Raw genomic sequence first — 16,468 nt, 5'->3', positions numbered from 1 at the left:
GCGAACCTAGCGGTGCTCGCAAGCATAGACAACCGGGCGTAAGTCGGGAGAGCGGCAAATATGCGTGAAGTCAGGCTGAAGACGGATCAGAGCGAACTCCTCGCCGCGAAGGCGGCAAACCGTGGCTTGTTGCTATCGGCCTTCGTGTTTTCGATCTTCGTCAACCTGCTGGTCCTGACGGGTCCGCTCTACATGTTGCAGGTCTATGACCGTGTGCTGAGTTCGCGGTCGGAGGAGACGTTGGTCGCGCTGACCGGGCTTGTTGCCTTTCTTTACTTGCTCATGGGGATCCTCGACTACGCGCGCGGGAGGGTCATGGCGCGGGTTGGCGCGCGGTTTCAGTCCCTCATGGACAGGCGTGTTTTTTCCGCCGTGCTGCGCAGCGAGACCGGAGCGCCGGGGCGGGCATCGGCTTCCTCTGGGCTTCGGGACCTAGAGGTCGTTCAGAGGTTTTATGGATCGCCCGCCTTGCTGGCGATGTTCGACCTTCCCTGGACGCCGCTATTTCTCTTCGCGATTTTCATCTTTCATCCATGGCTCGGAATTCTCGCACTTTCAGGCGGAGTCATCCTGATCGGTGTAACCCTTCTCAATCAATGGCGCACCCGGCAACCAACTCAGGAGGCCACGCAGCTCAACCAGGTCGCGGATCGGATGTCGGACCAGATGCGCGACGAGGCCGAGTCTATTGAAGCGCTCGGCATGCGCGGCGCGACATTCGAACGCTGGCAAACAGCGCGCGGGGCGGCTTTGCGGGCCACGCTCGAAGCCGGAGACCGGGCGGGCGGCTTTACCTCTGCGACCAAGGCGCTTCGTCTCTTTCTGCAGTCGGCAATGCTGGGCCTGGGGGCGTATCTTGTTTTGCAGGCCGAACTGTCGGCTGGTGCAATGATCGCGGGATCCATCCTGCTCGGCCGATCGCTGGCCCCGGTCGAACTGGCAATCGGTCAATGGGAGTTGATCCAACGCTTCACGCGAGGATGGAGGAACCTCTCGGAACTGCTCGGCGCGGTACCGCCGGAGCTCCAGCACACCCCCCTGCCCAAGCCTGCCGCGCGGCTGGAAGGGATTCAGGTAACGGTTGTTCCGCCCGGTGAGACACAGTCTTCCCTGCGCATGGTCAGCTTCCTGTTGCCGCCCGGAAAGGCGATGGGCGTTATCGGTCCCTCAGGCTCCGGAAAGACGACACTCGCTCGTGCCATTACCGGCGTGTGGCCGTGTGCAGGCGGCAAGATTCGCCTCGACGATGCCGCGCTCGATCAATACGACCCGGATGTTTTGGGCGAGCATATCGGCTACTTGCCGCAGCGAATTCGCCTGTTTGACGGCACGATTGGCGAGAATATCGCCCGGTTGTCGCCCATGCCGGATCCGCGCCAGATCGTAGAGGCAGCGCGCAAGGCCGATGCGCACGCGATGATCCTTCGCCTGCCTGACGGCTACGATACCCAGATCAAGGCCGCGGCCAACCGGCTGTCCGGAGGGCAGATCCAGCGTATCGGCCTGGCCCGTGCTCTCTATGGCGACCCTCAGTTTCTCGTGCTCGATGAGCCCAATTCCAATCTCGACAATGAAGGTTCCGAGGCGCTCAACCACGCGATCCGGCAGATCAAGGCCGGGGACCGCTCCGTCATCATCATGGCGCACCGTCCTGCGGCAATTCAGGAATGTGACCTTCTCCTTGTCCTGGATGGCGGCGTCCGGCGTGCCTTCGGCCCGCGCGACGATGTGCTCAAGGAGACGGTGCAGAACGCAAGCCAGATCAAGAACTCGAAACGGTTGGGAGGCGTGCAATGACGACGCCATCCTTGCCATCTGCTCGCGTCCCCCTCTGTCTTGGCGGGATCGCGCTGTTTCTGCTGGTATTCGGCATCGGCAGCTGGGCCGCGATGACCCGGATCTCCGGGGCAATCGTGTCTACGGGACAAGTCGAGGTCGACCAGAACCGTCAGGTCGTGCAGCATCTTGAAGGTGGAATTGTCGACCAGGTCCTCGTTGAGGAAGGGGACAGCGTTTTGGCTGGCCAAAGGCTCGTCGTGCTCGATTCCTCTGCGCTCCGAACGGAACTGGCGATTGTGGAGAGCCAACTCCACGAGGTTCACGCCCGGGTGGGCCGATTGCGCGCCGAACGGGATTCTGCGGATCGGGTGACGTTTCCAGTCGATCTTCTTGCCACCGCCGAGGCGCGCGCGGAGGTTGCCGATCTCGTGGAAGGACAACGACGGCTCTTTGACGCGCGGCTGCGGTCGCTTTTCAACGCGTCCGAGCAACTGGCACGCAGAAGCGAGCAAATTGGCAGTCAGATCGAAGGAATCGATGCTCAGGGTCGTGCTTATCGGGAGCAGCTTTCCCTGATCGACAAGGAACTGGAAGATCAACAGAAGCTGCTCGACAAGGGGCTTGCGCAGGCGTCGCGCGTGCTTTCGCTTCAACGAGAACGCGCGCAGCTCTCCGGCGCGCTCGGCGAGCTCGCGGCTTCTCGCGCGGAGACGCTGGGCCGGCGTACAGAGATCGATATCGAAATCCAGAAACTGAGTTCCGCCCGCCGTGAAGAGGCGATCCGGGAGTTGAGGGATCAACAACACAAGTTGATCGAGCTTGTTGAGGAACGATTATCGCTGCGGGAGCAATTGGCCCGGCAAGACATCACCGCACCGACTTCTGGCATTGTCTACGGCATGTCCGTCAATACACCACGTTCGGTGGTCAGAGCCGCCGAACCGGTGGCCTATATCGTGCCGCAGGACCGTCCGCTTGTTATCGCAACGAAGATCGAACCGATCCATGTGGACCAGATTCATACCGGTCAGGAGGTTATCCTGCGCTTCCCGGTCTTCGATTCGCGGACCACGCCGGAATTGCTGGGTCATGTCTCCAAGGTTTCGGCCGATGCCTTCACAGACGAGCGCACAGCCCTGACCTATTACCGTGCCGAGATAGCCCTCGATGAGGGCGAAGTCGAATCTCTGGGATCAGGAAAGGAAGTTCTTCCCGGCATGCCTGTTGAAGCCTATATCCGGACGGGTGAACGGACGCCGCTGGCCTACCTGCTCAAGCCGTTCACGGATTACTTCAACAAGGCCTTTCGCGAAATCTGAGGCCGCCCAGAGGAGTTTGCCATGTCCGGCACAATCGAAACCCGCCTCGCCGAACTCGGCGTGACCCTGCCCGACGCACCTGCCCCGGCGGCGAACTACGTCCCCTTCGTCACGGTCGGTGACCTGGTTTACGTCTCGGGACAGATCTGCACCGGGCCGGACGGCCTGATCCTTGGAAAACTCGGCGAGTCGATGGATGTCGAGGCCGGCGCAGCGGCGGCCAAGAGCTGTGCCGTCGCATTGCTCGCCCAATGCAAGGCGGCCTGCAACGGCGATCTCGATCGGTTGGTCCGCGTTGTCAAGCTCACCGGTTTCGTGAACTCCACTGCCGATTTTGCCGATCAGCCGAAGGTCATCAACGGGGCATCGGACTTTCTCGTCGAAGCGCTTGGAGACGCCGGCCGCCACGCCCGCTCCGCAGTCTCTGCGGCCGCGCTGCCCTTGGGCGTTGCGGTCGAGATCGAAGGTATCTTCCAGATCGCCTGACCATACACCATGATTTTACATCCGGACTTCCTCACTTGCCCGATCGCCCATCGCGCGCTCCATGACCTGAGCGCGGGGCGTCCCGAAAACTCCCGCGCGGCCGTGGAGGCCGCGATAGCCGGCGGTTTCGGGATCGAGATCGACCTTCAACTCTCGGCCGATGGCAAGGCGATGGTCTTTCACGACTATGCCCTCGAACGGTTGACGGGAGAGGTCGGAGCGATCCGACAGCGCAATGCCGCCGAATTGGCGAAGATCCAGCTGACAGGCGGTTCGGGCGGTATTCCGAGCTTCCCCGAAATCCTCGACATCGTGTCGGGGCAGGTTCCGCTCCTTGTGGAAATCAAGGATCAGGACGGTGCTCTCGGCCCGAATGTCGGCATATTGGAGCGCGAGGTTGTTGCGGCAAGCCAGGGGTATGAAGGGCCGATTGCTTTCATGTCCTTCAACCCGCATTCAATGATTGCACTCGGAGCGCTTGCTCCGGACGTGCCGCGCGGGTTGACAACTTGCGGGTTCGACGCGCGTCGCTGGCCGACGGTTCCGCAGTCAACCCGCGAGCGTCTTGCCGGGATTCCCGATCTCGTGGCGGCGGGCGCCTGCTTCATCAGCCACGACGCGCGCGATCTGGACTCGCCGCGTGTGGCGGAGCTCAAGGCGGGATCTCTGCCGGTATTGTGCTGGACGATCCGTTCGGCCGATGCCGAGATCGAGGCGCGCAAGATTGCCGACAACGTGACCTTCGAGGGGTACGCGCCGACTTGATCCCGGCGTGCGGAGGGTCAAGTCTGTGGCATCGCGATAAAGCAGGACCCCATGACCGAGACCTCTATCGACGTTCAGCTTCTCCCCAGCATCGGCGCCATCCCGGCCGCCGACTGGGACAGCTGTGCCTGCCCGGAAACGTCCGACGGGTTTCGGCCCATCGACCCCTTCACGACCCACCGGTTTCTCGATGCCCTCGAACAGAGCGGGTCGGTTGGCCCCGGAAGTGGTTGGCAGCCCTCCTACCTTGTGGCGAAACTGGACGGTGAGCTTGTCGGCTGCGCGCCGCTCTATGCGAAGAGCCACAGCCAGGGTGAGTATGTTTTCGATCACTCCTGGGCACATGCATATGAGAATGCCGGTGGGGATTATTACCCGAAGTTGCAGATGGCCGTGCCTTTCACGCCCGTCACCGGTCGGCGCTTCCTGGTGAAGCCGGATTGCGAAACGGTCGGGCTGTCGGCGCTGGTGCAGGGGGCGGTGCAGTTGGCAACACAGAATGCACTGTCTTCGCTCCATGTCACGTTCTGCACCGAGGCCGAAGCGGAGGCGGGGCGGCAGATGGGCCTGATGCATCGCGTGCATCAACAGTTTCACTGGGAAAATGCCGGATACGAGAATTTCGATGGCTTCCTTGCGGCGTTGTCCTCGCGCAAGCGCAAGACGATTCGAAAGGAAAGGCGGGTTGCGCAGGGTTTTGGTGGGCGGATCAGGACGCTGACCGGCGACGAGATCGGGCCGGAGCATTGGGACGATTTCTGGCGTTTCTATCAGGATACCGGCAGCCGAAAGTGGGGCAGCCCCTATCTCACCCGCGCCTTTTTCGACATCCTGCACGAGACTATGCGCGACGATGTCCTGCTCGTGCTCGCTGAACGGGACGGCCGCAACATCGCCGGGGCGCTGAATTTCATTGGCAGGGAAACGCTTTATGGCCGCTATTGGGGAGCACTCGAACAGCATGCCTGCCTGCATTTCGAAGCGTGCTACTATCAGGCCATCGACTACGCGATTGCCCATGGTCTGAAAGCGGTCGAGGCAGGGGCACAGGGCGAGCACAAGCTGGCGCGAGGCTATCTGCCGGTGACCACGCATTCGCTGCATTGGGTGGCCGATCGCGGGTTTGCGCGGGCGATCGCGGAGTTTCTGGAGGCGGAAGCACGGGCCGTGGATGAGGAAAAGGAAATCCTGACCAGCTACGGCCCCTTCCGGCGCATTGAGGAGGAACATGATTGACTGATTCCCGACCTGATCCCAACGCGGTCGCGGCGCTTCTGTCGCTCGGCTGGACCTTGGATGCCGATGGAACGGCGCTCGAAAAGCAGTTCCAGTTCCGCGATTTCGTCGAAGCTTTCGGCTGGATGACCCGTGTCGCCTTGCAGGCTGAATCCATGAATCATCACCCGGAATGGGAAAACATCTACCGAACCGTGCGCGTCCGGTTGACAACCCATGATACCGGCGGCTTGAGCGAGAGCGATCTGGCATTGGCCAGTGTGATGGAACGCGAAGCTGGCTGACTCATGTTGAGTGCGCCGAAGAGGGCGGCGCGGACCCGCACGGACGATTGCATTCGGCGCTGTCGGTTGTAGGGTCTGCCGCGCGGGCTCCACAGGAGGTGAAGATGCCGGGAATCGTAATCGTCGGCGCCGGACAGGCCGGAGCATCGCTGGCTGCCAGGCTGCGGACGTCCGGCTATCAGGGCAAGGTGACCTTGATTGGCGAGGAACATGCGCCGCCGTATCAGCGCCCTCCCCTGTCAAAGGGGTATTTGCTGGGGGAGATGGCCGTGGAACGGCTCTTCCTGCGGCCCGAGAGCTTCTATGCGGAGAACAACATCACCCTGCGGACGGATTGCCGGGTCGACGCAATTGACGCGGCGGCGCGCAGGATCGTCCTCGGGACAGATGTGCTGGAATATGAGCAGCTTGCGTTGGTGACAGGCGCCGTTCCGCGCCGGTTGCCACCGGCGATTGGCGGGCTGCTGGACGGCGTGCATGTGGTGCGCGGGCTGCATCATATCGACCGACTGTCGCCGGAGATGGTTGCAGGCAAACGGGTACTGATCGTTGGTGGCGGCTATATCGGGTTGGAAGCGGCTGCCGTGGCCTCGAAGCTGGGGCTCGAGGTGACGCTGGTCGAGATGGCTGAGCGGATCCTGCAGCGGGTCGCGGCGGAGGAGACGTCGGACTACTTCCGGGCGTTGCATCAAGCTCATGGGGTCGATCTGCGCGAAGGCGTCGGGCTGGAACGGTTGACGGGTAACGAGCGTGTTTCGGGTGCGGTGCTGACGGATGGGACGGAGCTGTCGGTCGATCTCGTGATCGTGGGGGTGGGTGTGACGCCGGCGACGGAACTGGCCGAAGCGGCCGGGCTTGCGCTGGAGAACGGTATTGCAGTGGATGCGCAGGGACGAACATCGGACCCGCATATCTGGTCGGCGGGCGATTGCGCTTCCTTCCCCCGACACGGCGAGCGGATCCGGCTGGAGAGCGTGCAGAACGCGATTGATCAGGCGGAACTGGTGGCGTTGAACATGCTGGGCGCGGATGTCGCCTATGATCCGAAGATCTGGTTCTGGTCGGATCAGTATGACGTGAAGCTGCAGATTGCCGGGCTGAACACGGGGTATGACCGCGTGGTTGTGCGACCGGACGAGAAGGAAGGCGCCGTCTCGCATTGGTATTTTGCTGGCGAGCGACTGCTTGCGGTCGATGCGATGAACGCGCCACGGGCCTATATGGTCGGCAAACGGCTGATCGATGCGGGCAAGAACGCCGATCCGGTGATGCTTGCCGATCCCTCAAGCGACCTGAAGGCATTGTTGCGCGCATGAGGATCATCGGCGGGACACACAAGGGACTGGCATTGGCCTCGGTCGGCAAGGGAGATACGGCGGCGCATCTGCGGCCAACCTCGGATCGGGTGCGGGAGAGCCTGTTCAACCTGTTGGCGCATAGCCATGGCGATCCAGTCGAAGGCGCGCGGGTGCTCGACCTGTTTGCGGGAACCGGGGCGCTTGGGCTGGAAGCGCTGTCGCGTGGGGCCGCACAGGTGACCTTAATTGACGACGGCGCGAAGGGGCGGGCCCTCTGTCGGGAAAACATCGAGAAGATGCGCGCCTATGGCACGACCAAGCTCTATCGGCGGGATGCGATGCGGATGGGTGTCAATCGCGGTCCGGGGTTCGATCTGGTCTTTCTTGACCCGCCTTATGGCAAGGGGATGGGAGAGCGGGCGATAGACTCCTGTGTCGAGGGCGGATGGTTTGCGCCCGGAACTATGATCGTCTGGGAAGAGAATGCGCCGCAGCTTCCGCCGGACGGGTTCGAGCTGCTGGACCGCCGGGAATATGGCGAGACGCATATCACCATCCTGCAAGCGCTGGATGAATAACCTGGCGGTGGCGCGTACCGCGCCAACACTTTTGCCTCGCGCCCCCGCGGGCGCTCAGGTTGGCGCCTGTTGATACAGTCTGTCGGAAATGAAAACGGCGTCCGCAAGGGACGCCGTTTTCATTTGGTCTGTATGCGATGTGCCTATTGCATGACCTCTTCGACCATCTCGCGGACATCGTTGACAAGTGTCGAGCCCTCAAGACCGCGCTTGCTGACATCCATCGTCCAATCGGTCACGACCTCTTCGCCGAGAGCCTTGATCCGGGCAGTTTCCTCCATGCTCAGCTCGGCGATTTCATTGCCGTCATCGGCCATGACCTGACGGCCGACCGCATCGCCTGTGTCATGCGCCTTGCCGGCCCATGCGGAGGCCATCAGGCCGGAATTGGCGTCGATCACCGCCTTGAGATCGTCCGGCAGGCTCTCGTACTTGTCCTTGTTCATCGCCCAGATGAAGAACAGGTTGTAGAGCGCCTTGTTGCCGGCGACGTCCGTGTGGCTGTCGGTCAGCTCGTTGAGCTTGAGCGAGGGCGACATCTCCCAGGTGATCACACCGCCATCGAGCACACCCTTGGCCAGTGCCTCGGGGAAGGCGGGGACCGGCATACCAACCGGGTTGGCGCCGAGCTTTTCGAGCAGCATCGTGGCCGGGCGCGAGGGACCGCGCAGGCGCAGCCCGTCAAAATCCTCGAGTTGACCAATCGCGCCGCCCTTCTTGTGGACAATGCCGGGGCCGTGCATATGCGCGGCGATCAGATGGACATCGGCGAAATCGTCCATCAGGTGTTTCTGGGTGAAATTCCAGGCAGCAACCGAGCTCTTCTCGCCCGATTTCGGCATCATGAAGGGCAGTTCCAACGCCTCGGCCTCGGGGAACCGGCCCGGCTGGTAGCCCGGGATGACCCAGCCACCATCGATCACGCCGTCGCGGATCATGTCATACTGGCTTTGCGCCTTCCCGCCGAGCGCCATGGTCGGATAGAGCTCGACCTTGATGCGTCCGTCCGATTGCGCCTCGATCGCTTCCGCCCAGGGCGCCATGAAATAGGTCGGGTTGGCCGATTTCGGCGAAACGAAGTGCTGGAAGCGCAGCGTCACTTCCTGTGCCGAGGCAAGACCGGCCGATGTGGCGACGGTTGCGGCGAGGGCGAGGCTGCGAAGGGTGATGGGCACGAGACGAGTCTCCTGTCGTGAATGTCATCCGGAACGCCGCCGACGGCAGGCGCTGGACGTGTTTACGAAACGGAAGCCGCAGCCACAACAGGCTCTGTGTCAGAGAAAACGTCAGGTCACGCGAGGGTGAGACATGTATGGGCGCGGTTCGGAAACCGGGTTTCCGATGCAACTCAGCCCCAGGTGGGGTGGAACTTGTCGGCCGGCGAGAGGGTGAAGATTTCGAATCCGTCCGCCGTGACGCCGATGGAATGCTCGAACTGGGCCGAAAGGGACTTGTCCCGGGTGACCGCCGTCCAGTCATCGGAGAGCACCTTGGTCTCGGGGCGCCCGAGATTGACCATCGGTTCGATGGTGAACATCATGCCCTCTTCGAGGGTCGGGCCGGTGCCGGGGCGCCCGTAATGCAGCACATTGGGCGGGGCGTGGAAGACGCGCCCGAGTCCGTGGCCGCAGAAATCGCGAACGACGGACATGCGGTGGGCCTCGACGTAAGATTGGATCGCGTGGCCGATATCGCCGAATGTATTGCCCGGCTTGACCGCCTCGATACCTTTGAACAGCGCATCATGCGTCACCTGCACGAGGCGCTCGGCCTTGCGCGGCAGCTTGCCCGCCACATACATCCGCGAGGTATCGCCGAACCAGCCATCGACGATGACGGTCACGTCGATATTCAGGATATCGCCGTCATGCAGCTTCTTGTCGCCGGGAATGCCGTGGCACACGACATGATTCACCGAGATGCAGGTCGCGTGCTGGTAACCCTTGTAGCCGATCGTCGCCGAGGTCGCGCCGGCATCGGTCACCATCTGCTCGACAGCCTTGTCGATAAAGGCCGTGGTCTGGCCGGGGACGACAAGCTCGGCCACGCGATCGAGAATATCGGCGGCCAGCTTTCCGGCCGCATGCATGCCCGGGAAATCGGCCTGTTCGTAGAGCCGAATGCCGTCTTTTGTCAGCCGTGCGCGGGAATCGTCCACGTGAACCTCTATCATGGTCGTGTTGTTCGGGCGGAACATAAGGCTGTCCTCGGGAAATTGCCAGATCACGACCGCCTTTGGCGAACTATCATGAAACTCACATAAACCCGGTATAGCTTTGCGAACGAAATCGCGCGCAAGACCGTGGAGATCCGCATGAATCGCCTGACAGTTCTGATCCTGATCGCCGCCGCATTCCCTGCGTTGGCCGAGGACGTACCGTCGGGAAAGGATCTTTACCGGGACAACTGCGTCGAGTGCCACGGCGATACCGCGCAAGGCGATGACGATATCTCTCCCGATATTCGTGGCGCGACCCGAACGCAGCTCGAACGCGCGCTGCCGGGGTTCGATCAGATGCCCGAGTTCGCGTTCACGGATGCGGAGGTCGTCGCTCTCAAGGACTATCTCGCAGTGCTGGAATAGGCGCCGAACCGGGAGCGGCCCGGCGCCCGGCGCTTACTGATCCCAGTTCAGACGAATGTCATGCTCGTAGCGGAATTCCGGCGGCAGGGTCGGGGCGGTGGCCTCGTCGATGGTTGCGTGGACATTGACCGGCGGGGTTACGGTTGCGTCACGGCCGAAGAGGAAGCTCTGTTCGGAGACGAGGACGCGGTAGGCCTTGTTGAGCTGGAGGGCACGATCGCGCGAGGGCGTGATCAGGTCATAGACGGTCTTGCCGTCCATCGCCTCCAGATCGACCGAGCCGTCCTTTCGGAACCAACGGTCACGCATCTCGGTGTTGGAGCGGAACTCGTCGCCGCCGCCCGCACGTTGCAGGTAGAGCGCGATCTCGCCCATCTCCTCGCCGAGCGTGGGCACGTCCATCTGGCTCTTGAGGTCGATATAGCCCCAGCCCGCCGCGCCGGTCATCTTGCGCGGAAAGGCCCATGTCTGGTCGATATTTGCGCCGGCGGAGGTGTGGCAGCCGCGGCAGAAGAAGGTCTCTTCATTGGTCTGGCGGCGCAGCGTGCCGTCCGCATCCTCGATCCAGGCAAGCAGGGTCCAGCCCATGCCGTTATCCATGCCGCGATCGCGCAGGTCGATATAACGCGGCAGGTTCTCGTCGAGCTTCTCCTGGATCTCGTTGCCGTAGCGGGAGGCGAGTTGCGGGATGGAGAGTTGGCGCGACTTGACCATGTAGCGCAGCTCTTTCATCCGCCGCGCGGTCTTGATCGAGCCGTCCTCGTTGATCCCGACATAGCGGACCGAATGCAGGAAGTCGGTGCGCTCGGGATAGTTCATGCGGATGACGGGTTCGCCCGAGGCCGCGCCGAGATAGGAATCCCGACGTTTCATCTGGTTGGTCATGCCGAGCGTGCCGTCACCGTCGATATCGGTGCCGATCACGGTCTCGTCCACGTCGGGCAGGGAGACGCGGTCGAGGTCCTGGAAGGCCATTTCGACCAGCGCGAGATTGGCGAAATAGACGTCCCGGCTCTCCACGCCATCAGCGGTGGTGTAAAAGCGTACCGGCAGGCGGATCAGCACATCGTCGGTCGAGCCATTGGTGGGCCAGAAGGTCGAGGGTTGCGGCTTGTAGTTGAAGGCGACCCACCAGGAGCCGTCCTTGGCCAGGCCGTCCGCGTCGAAAGCCTCCGACATATACTCGAAACCCGCCAGGTCCGGAATCCAGCCTTCGAACCCGGCGGCGTCGAGCCGGCCGGTAAGGTCCGAGTAATTGTCCTGCTCGATCCAATCGAGGATCTCCGCGTCGGAGATCGCGGCGACGTCTACCGAGCGGTCGATGAAGAGATTGACATGGTGGTTGGTCAGGCCGTCCTCGGAGAAGGCATATTCGGCCTGCAGGTCGCCATCCTGCATGAAATTGGTTCGCGTCTGGTCGTCATTCGACTGGTGACAGACATAGCAGGGATTATGCTTGCCCTCGATCTTGGTGTAGCACATCGGCGGGATCGGGGCTTCCGGATTATAGATCCGGCGCGCCTCGGCCATCGCCTGAGAATTCGGGCGTAGTTCCATCATCTTCGTGTCGGTCAAGGCCGAGAGGTCGGCGGCGCTTGCGCCAAACGGAGAAAGTGTCAGGGCAAGAACGGCGAAGCGGTTCATGTCTTACGTGCTCCTTGAAGGGAAAAAGGGCCGGGTTTTACCCGGCCCCAAAGGTGCTCATCCCGTCTGGGACAGGATCACTTCTTCCACAGCCACATGGCGTTGTTCTCGTGCTTGCCGGTGTCTTCACCGATCAGCACGTCGCCATTGGCCAGCACCAGCAGGTTGTCCGGGTTGGAGATGGCGTTCACGTCGCAGGCATTGGCCTCGGCGTTCTTGTCATAAGCGCCACCGGCAACAACAGGGATCATCTTGGTGCTATTGAAATCGGCCTCGAGCGGCATCTCGTAGACGATTCCGCACTTGACCTCGGAGACCTGGATGTCGCCCTCGGCGTCGGACATGCCCTTCGCGACCTCCGACATCGCCATGTACATGAACGGCACAGACCCGTCCTTGGCCGCCTCGTAGTTGATGTTCACGCCTTCCATCTTGCGGAACTCGGCGGTCGCACCCTTGGCGGCAGCAGCCTTGCGGCTTTCGAGGAAGGCAACGCGGTCGTCGGCGGCCTCGCCGGCGGCCCAGGCGGCAACGTCCTCATCGGAGATGTAGGAGGTGGCGTCGGCCGTGTAGTCGTCCTTGGTGATGCCGTCATACTCGGCAATCCAGCCCTCGATGTCGGTGTTGGTGCCATGGGCCAGTTCGATCCACTCGATGTCGAACGCGGTGGTGGCGGCGTCGGCACCGGGCTCGGCGGTCTGGGTCATCTTGGCGGCAAAGAGCGTGCCGGCTGAAAGGTCGCCGGCAGTGTCGGCGATGAACTTGAAGACAACCACGTCGGTGCCGTCATCGGAGAGATACACGGTCTTGTCGTCGGGCATGACGACCGAGTTCTCGTGGCTGTAGCGGCCCATGGTGAAATGTTTCACCGGGTTGGCGCTGCCCGTCGGATCGGTGATCTCGACGATATAGCCGTAGCGGTAGGGGTTGGGCCAGTTGCCGACATAGGAGGCGAGGGCCTCGACGCCGTCGATATATTTGTACTCGGCGTTGTTCCAGTCGGCGGTGGTGTCGAAATAGAGTTCTTCCGAGGTCAGCGGGGTCGACCAGGGCGACAGCGTGCCGAAGCAGTTCACCCAGGTACCCTGAACGGCGGAGAAGTCGATCATCATCGAATCGGCTTCGTCAACCGAGTAGGCGCCATCTTCGGCGCGCATCAGCTTGACGCGGGACATGCCGCCGGGGCGGTCTTCCCAATTGGAGAAGAGGTAGCCTTCACCGTCACCGGTGGCGACATAAGCGTTGAAATCAGGGTCATTCGAGACCTTGATCTCGCCGCCGGCGCCGACGATATGGCCGATCTTGCCGAAATCGCCTTCCTGGACGAGGACCTGGAATTCGCCGAGGGTCGACGTGACGACCTTCATGTCGTCGCCTTCCGGAACGGCCAGTGCGCCGCCGTCGAAATCGGCATTGGCGATGACGCCGACTGTGGCCTTGGCGAAGGTGTTGCCGAGATCGTCGGCCGGGTGCTGGACGTTGAAGAACAGGTCTTCGCCTTCCAGGAACATGCCGGTGATCTCGCCGCCGAGCGGCACGGTGGCCACGCGGGTCAGGCTCTCGGCGAAGGCCGGGGCGGTCAGGGCGCTTGTCAGGAGAAGCGCGGAGGCGATGGACGTTTTCATGGTCTCTCCGTTGGCTGAAACCGGCGACCTGATTGCCGCCCTTTCTTGCTGCGGCCCATTGAACAGATTTGTGATACGGATTTGTGACAGCGGCTCAATCCGGCCGAAATTCGCGATGCGGCGCAACACAGCCGCTGTCAGCGCGCAACCCGCAGAGTCAGGTTGATCCGCCCGCCGTCGGGCAGGAGCTGCGAGGAGCCGGGGCGGATCCGGTCGATTCCATGATAGACCAGACGCGCCGGGCCGCCCATCACCAGCACATCGCCGGAGTTCAGCCACACCGACTCGGTCTTTCCGCCGCGTGTGAGGTTGCCGATCCGGAAGAGCGCCTCGTCGCCCAGCGAGATCGAGACGACGGGCTGGTCGAGATCGGTCTCGTCGCGATCCTGATGCATGCCCATCCTTGCATCGGGATCATAGAAATTGATCAGGCAGGAATCGGGGAGGGGCGCGTCGGGCGCCACGCTGGTCCAGACCGAGAGGATCGATTCCGGGATCGGCGGCCAGTCCTTCCCGTCCGGATGCTGCGTTTCGTAACGATAGCCGCGACGATCACTGATCCAGCCGACCGTGCCGGCAGAGGTCATGCGTACTGACATATTCTGCCCGCGCGAGGTAACGGGGCGGAAGAAGGGCGCGGCGCGGGCGATCTCGCGCAGTTGCCCCAGCATTTCCGTCTGTACCTCACGACTCAGCAGACCCTGAAACAGGCGGACACCGCGAATCGTCATTGTTGGCGTTGGTTTCGATTTCTTCACCATTATTGCCTCATATCGGCGGCGCATCGCGGCTTGCAGGGGGGAGACTGCACTCCTATATACCCCGGGATGCTCGGCAAGGGAGCCACCCTGCCGGTTAATATGGGATTGGGGCTCGGGAGCCTGACAGGGCCCGCGCCCCGCAACATCGCCAAGAGAGGTACTTTTACATGGCCAAAGTCATCGGTATCGACCTCGGTACGACGAACAGCTGCGTCGCCATCATGGATGGGTCGCAGCCCCGCGTGATCGAGAATGCCGAAGGTGCACGTACGACCCCGTCGATCGTCGCCTTTACTGAGAATGAACGGCTCGTGGGCCAGCCCGCCAAGCGGCAAGCCGTCACGAACCCCGAGAACACCATCTTCGCCGTCAAGCGCCTGATCGGTCGCCGCGAGGATGACCCGGCGGTCGCGAAGGACCGCAAGATCGTGCCCTTCGAGATTGTCGACGGCGGCAATGGCGACGCATGGGTCGAGGCCCGTGGCGAGAAATACTCGCCCTCGCAGATCTCCGCCTTCATCCTGCAAAAGATGAAAGAGACCGCCGAGTCCTATCTCGGTGAGGATGTCACGCAGGCCGTCATCACGGTTCCCGCCTATTTCAACGACGCCCAGCGTCAGGCCACCAAAGACGCCGGCAAGATCGCCGGTCTCGAAGTGCTGCGTATCATCAACGAGCCGACCGCGGCAGCGCTGGCCTATGGCCTCGACAAGGAAGAGACCAAGACGATCGTGGTCTATGACCTCGGCGGCGGTACCTTCGATGTCACGATTCTCGAGATCGACGAAGGCCTGTTCGAAGTGAAATCCACCAACGGGGACACGTTCCTCGGCGGTGAAGACTTCGACATGCGGATCGTCCAGTACCTGGCCGACGAGTTCAAGAAGGAGCACGGCGTCGATCTGTCGAAAGACAAGATGGCCCTGCAGCGCCTGAAGGAAGCCGCCGAGAAGGCCAAGATCGAGCTCAGCTCGAGCCAGCAGACCGAGATCAACCAGCCTTTCATCTCGATGGACCCCAATGGCGGCACGCCGCTGCACATGGTGATGAAGCTGACCCGCGCCAAGCTGGAAAGCCTCGTGGGCGACCTGATCAAGAAGTCGATCAAGCCCTGTCAGGCTGCGCTGAAGGATGCCGGTCTGTCCATTGACGAGATCGACGAAATCGTTCTGGTTGGCGGCATGACCCGTATGCCGCGGGTCGTCGAGGAAGTGACCAAGTTCTTCGGCAAGGAGCCGCACAAAGGTGTGAACCCGGACGAGGTCGTTGCCTCCGGCGCCGCCATTCAGGCCGGCGTTCTCCAGGGTGATGTGAAGGACGTGGTCCTGCTCGACGTGACCCCGCTGTCGCTCGGCATCGAGACGCTGGGTGGTGTCTTCACCCGTCTGATCGATCGCAACACCACGATCCCGACCAAGAAGAGCCAGATCTTCTCGACCGCCGAGGACAATCAGAACGCCGTGACGATCCGGGTGTTCCAGGGCGAACGCGAGATGGCGCAGGACAACAAGATGCTCGGCCAGTTCAACCTGGAAGACATCCCGCCGGCGCCGCGCGGTCTGCCGCAGATCGAGGTAACCTTCGACATTGACGCCAACGGCATCGTGTCGGTCTCCGCCAAGGACAAGGGCACCGGCAAGGAGCAGGTCATCACCATCCAGGCTTCCGGTGGTCTCAACGACGACGAGATCGACCAGATGGTCAAGGACGCCGAGGCCAATGCCGAGGCGGACAAGGAGAAGAAAGAGCTGGTCGAGGCGAAGAACCAGGGCGAGAGCCTGCTGCATTCGACCAAGAAGTCGCTCTCCGATCACTCTGACAAGGTGGACCCGTCCACCGTCGAGGCGATCGAGCTGGCGATGGGTCCGCTCGAAGAAGCGCTGGAAAGCGAGGACCTTGGCAAGATCAAGTCCGGCATCCAGAACCTGACCGAAGCCGCGATGAAGCTTGGCGAGGCCATCTACAAGGCCGAGCAGGAAAAGGCTGGCGAAGCCGCGCCCGAGGGTGAGGATGAGCCGAGCAGTGTCGATGAAGACATTGTCGATGCCGACTTCGAAGATCTCGGCGACGAGAAGCGCTGAGCCATTAGAACCTCCAGCGGGCCGGTCC

At 62.1% G+C, this 16,468-nt stretch carries 15 protein-coding genes; 10 read left to right on the top strand and 5 right to left on the bottom strand.

Annotated elements, in window-relative coordinates:
• Positions 1-60: 60 nt before the first annotated feature.
• The 8 genes from R3X27_RS15670 to rsmD all read left to right on the top strand — a co-directional run bounded on the left by R3X27_RS15670 (position 61) and on the right by rsmD (position 7,745).
• Positions 61-1,797 carry a type I secretion system permease/ATPase gene (locus R3X27_RS15670; protein WP_317709814.1) on the top strand — a complete coding sequence of 579 codons (1,737 nt, stop codon included), beginning with the start codon at positions 61-63 and terminating at the stop codon, positions 1,795-1,797.
• Positions 1,794-3,098 (top strand): HlyD family type I secretion periplasmic adaptor subunit, encoded by a 1,305-nt coding sequence (locus tag R3X27_RS15665; protein WP_317709813.1) that lies wholly within the window; start codon positions 1,794-1,796, stop codon positions 3,096-3,098. The genes R3X27_RS15670 and R3X27_RS15665 overlap by 4 nt, the downstream gene beginning before the upstream one ends.
• 21 nt (positions 3,099-3,119) lie before the next feature.
• Positions 3,120-3,584: a RidA family protein gene (locus tag R3X27_RS15660; RefSeq protein WP_317709812.1), complete on the top strand. Its 465-nt coding sequence runs from the start codon at positions 3,120-3,122 to the stop codon at positions 3,582-3,584.
• A 9-nt stretch (positions 3,585-3,593) separates the two neighbouring features.
• Positions 3,594-4,349, top strand: a complete 756-nt coding sequence (locus R3X27_RS15655) for a glycerophosphodiester phosphodiesterase family protein (protein WP_317709811.1) — start codon at positions 3,594-3,596, stop codon at positions 4,347-4,349.
• Between the two features lie 51 nt (positions 4,350-4,400).
• A complete protein-coding gene (locus tag R3X27_RS15650; protein WP_317709810.1) occupies positions 4,401-5,585 on the top strand; it encodes a GNAT family N-acetyltransferase in 1,185 nt (394 codons plus the stop codon).
• Positions 5,582-5,869, top strand: a complete 288-nt coding sequence (locus tag R3X27_RS15645) for a 4a-hydroxytetrahydrobiopterin dehydratase (RefSeq protein WP_317709809.1) — start codon at positions 5,582-5,584, stop codon at positions 5,867-5,869. Before R3X27_RS15650 ends, R3X27_RS15645 begins: the two co-directional genes overlap by 4 nt.
• A gap of 104 nt (positions 5,870-5,973) precedes the next feature.
• Entirely contained in the window at positions 5,974-7,185 is a 1,212-nt protein-coding gene (locus R3X27_RS15640) for an NAD(P)/FAD-dependent oxidoreductase (protein WP_317709808.1), read from the top strand.
• Positions 7,182-7,745, top strand: a complete 564-nt coding sequence (rsmD, locus tag R3X27_RS15635) for a 16S rRNA (guanine(966)-N(2))-methyltransferase RsmD (protein ID WP_317709807.1) — start codon at positions 7,182-7,184, stop codon at positions 7,743-7,745. Before R3X27_RS15640 ends, rsmD begins: the two co-directional genes overlap by 4 nt.
• Before the next feature lie 143 nt (positions 7,746-7,888).
• Here the strand turns inward: rsmD and R3X27_RS15630 are convergent, their stop codons facing one another.
• Positions 7,889-8,920, bottom strand: coding sequence for a TRAP transporter substrate-binding protein (locus R3X27_RS15630; protein WP_317709806.1), 1,032 nt, complete (start codon positions 8,918-8,920; stop codon positions 7,889-7,891).
• Between the two features lie 173 nt (positions 8,921-9,093).
• Positions 9,094-9,942, bottom strand: a complete 849-nt coding sequence (map, locus tag R3X27_RS15625) for a type I methionyl aminopeptidase (RefSeq protein WP_317709805.1) — start codon at positions 9,940-9,942, stop codon at positions 9,094-9,096.
• A gap of 117 nt (positions 9,943-10,059) precedes the next feature.
• On the opposite strand from map, the gene R3X27_RS15620 reads away from it, so the two are divergent.
• Entirely contained in the window at positions 10,060-10,329 is a 270-nt protein-coding gene (locus tag R3X27_RS15620) for a cytochrome c (RefSeq protein ID WP_317709804.1), read from the top strand.
• Between the two features lie 33 nt (positions 10,330-10,362).
• On the opposite strand, the gene R3X27_RS15615 is transcribed toward R3X27_RS15620, so the two are convergent.
• The 3 genes from R3X27_RS15615 to R3X27_RS15605 all read right to left on the bottom strand — a co-directional run bounded on the left by R3X27_RS15615 (position 10,363) and on the right by R3X27_RS15605 (position 14,359).
• Entirely contained in the window at positions 10,363-11,973 is a 1,611-nt protein-coding gene (locus R3X27_RS15615; RefSeq protein ID WP_317709803.1) for a hypothetical protein, read from the bottom strand.
• A gap of 77 nt (positions 11,974-12,050) precedes the next feature.
• On the bottom strand, positions 12,051-13,598 hold the full coding sequence (locus R3X27_RS15610; RefSeq protein ID WP_317709802.1) for an alkaline phosphatase PhoX: 1,548 nt from the start codon (positions 13,596-13,598) through the stop codon (positions 12,051-12,053).
• Between the two features lie 137 nt (positions 13,599-13,735).
• The gene (locus R3X27_RS15605) at positions 13,736-14,359 is read right to left on the bottom strand and encodes an alpha-ketoglutarate-dependent dioxygenase AlkB (protein WP_317709801.1); all 624 of its coding nucleotides are present in this window, start codon (positions 14,357-14,359) and stop codon (positions 13,736-13,738) included.
• A 167-nt stretch (positions 14,360-14,526) separates the two neighbouring features.
• Between R3X27_RS15605 and dnaK the strand changes: the two genes are divergently transcribed.
• Positions 14,527-16,440, top strand: a complete 1,914-nt coding sequence (gene dnaK, locus R3X27_RS15600; RefSeq protein ID WP_317709800.1) for a molecular chaperone DnaK — start codon at positions 14,527-14,529, stop codon at positions 16,438-16,440.
• The last annotated feature ends 28 nt before the right edge of the window (positions 16,441-16,468 follow it).

Source organism: Tropicimonas sp. TH_r6 (genome assembly GCF_033101155.1).
In the GTDB taxonomy this organism is placed as follows: Bacteria; Pseudomonadota; Alphaproteobacteria; order Rhodobacterales; family Rhodobacteraceae; genus Tropicimonas.
Note: the sequence above shows the minus strand (reverse complement) of the source record. Positions and strands in the feature narration are given on the sequence as shown.

Bases quoted from the DNA above. Each gene is read 5' to 3' on its own strand.
- R3X27_RS15655 (WP_317709811.1), top strand. From the start codon at position 3,594: ATGATTTTACATCCGGACTTCCTCACTTGCCCGATCGCCCATCGCGCG.
- rsmD (WP_317709807.1), top strand. From the start codon at position 7,182: ATGAGGATCATCGGCGGGACACACAAGGGACTGGCATTGGCCTCGGTC.
- R3X27_RS15650 (WP_317709810.1), top strand. From the start codon at position 4,401: ATGACCGAGACCTCTATCGACGTTCAGCTTCTCCCCAGCATCGGCGCC.
- R3X27_RS15610 (WP_317709802.1), bottom strand. From the start codon at position 13,598: ATGAAAACGTCCATCGCCTCCGCGCTTCTCCTGACAAGCGCCCTGACC.
- R3X27_RS15665 (WP_317709813.1), top strand. From the start codon at position 1,794: ATGACGACGCCATCCTTGCCATCTGCTCGCGTCCCCCTCTGTCTTGGC.
- map (WP_317709805.1), bottom strand. From the start codon at position 9,942: ATGTTCCGCCCGAACAACACGACCATGATAGAGGTTCACGTGGACGAT.
- R3X27_RS15615 (WP_317709803.1), bottom strand. From the start codon at position 11,973: ATGAACCGCTTCGCCGTTCTTGCCCTGACACTTTCTCCGTTTGGCGCA.
- R3X27_RS15605 (WP_317709801.1), bottom strand. From the start codon at position 14,359: ATGGTGAAGAAATCGAAACCAACGCCAACAATGACGATTCGCGGTGTC.
- R3X27_RS15620 (WP_317709804.1), top strand. From the start codon at position 10,060: ATGAATCGCCTGACAGTTCTGATCCTGATCGCCGCCGCATTCCCTGCG.
- dnaK (WP_317709800.1), top strand. From the start codon at position 14,527: ATGGCCAAAGTCATCGGTATCGACCTCGGTACGACGAACAGCTGCGTC.
- R3X27_RS15670 (WP_317709814.1), top strand. From the start codon at position 61: ATGCGTGAAGTCAGGCTGAAGACGGATCAGAGCGAACTCCTCGCCGCG.
- R3X27_RS15660 (WP_317709812.1), top strand. From the start codon at position 3,120: ATGTCCGGCACAATCGAAACCCGCCTCGCCGAACTCGGCGTGACCCTG.
- R3X27_RS15640 (WP_317709808.1), top strand. From the start codon at position 5,974: ATGCCGGGAATCGTAATCGTCGGCGCCGGACAGGCCGGAGCATCGCTG.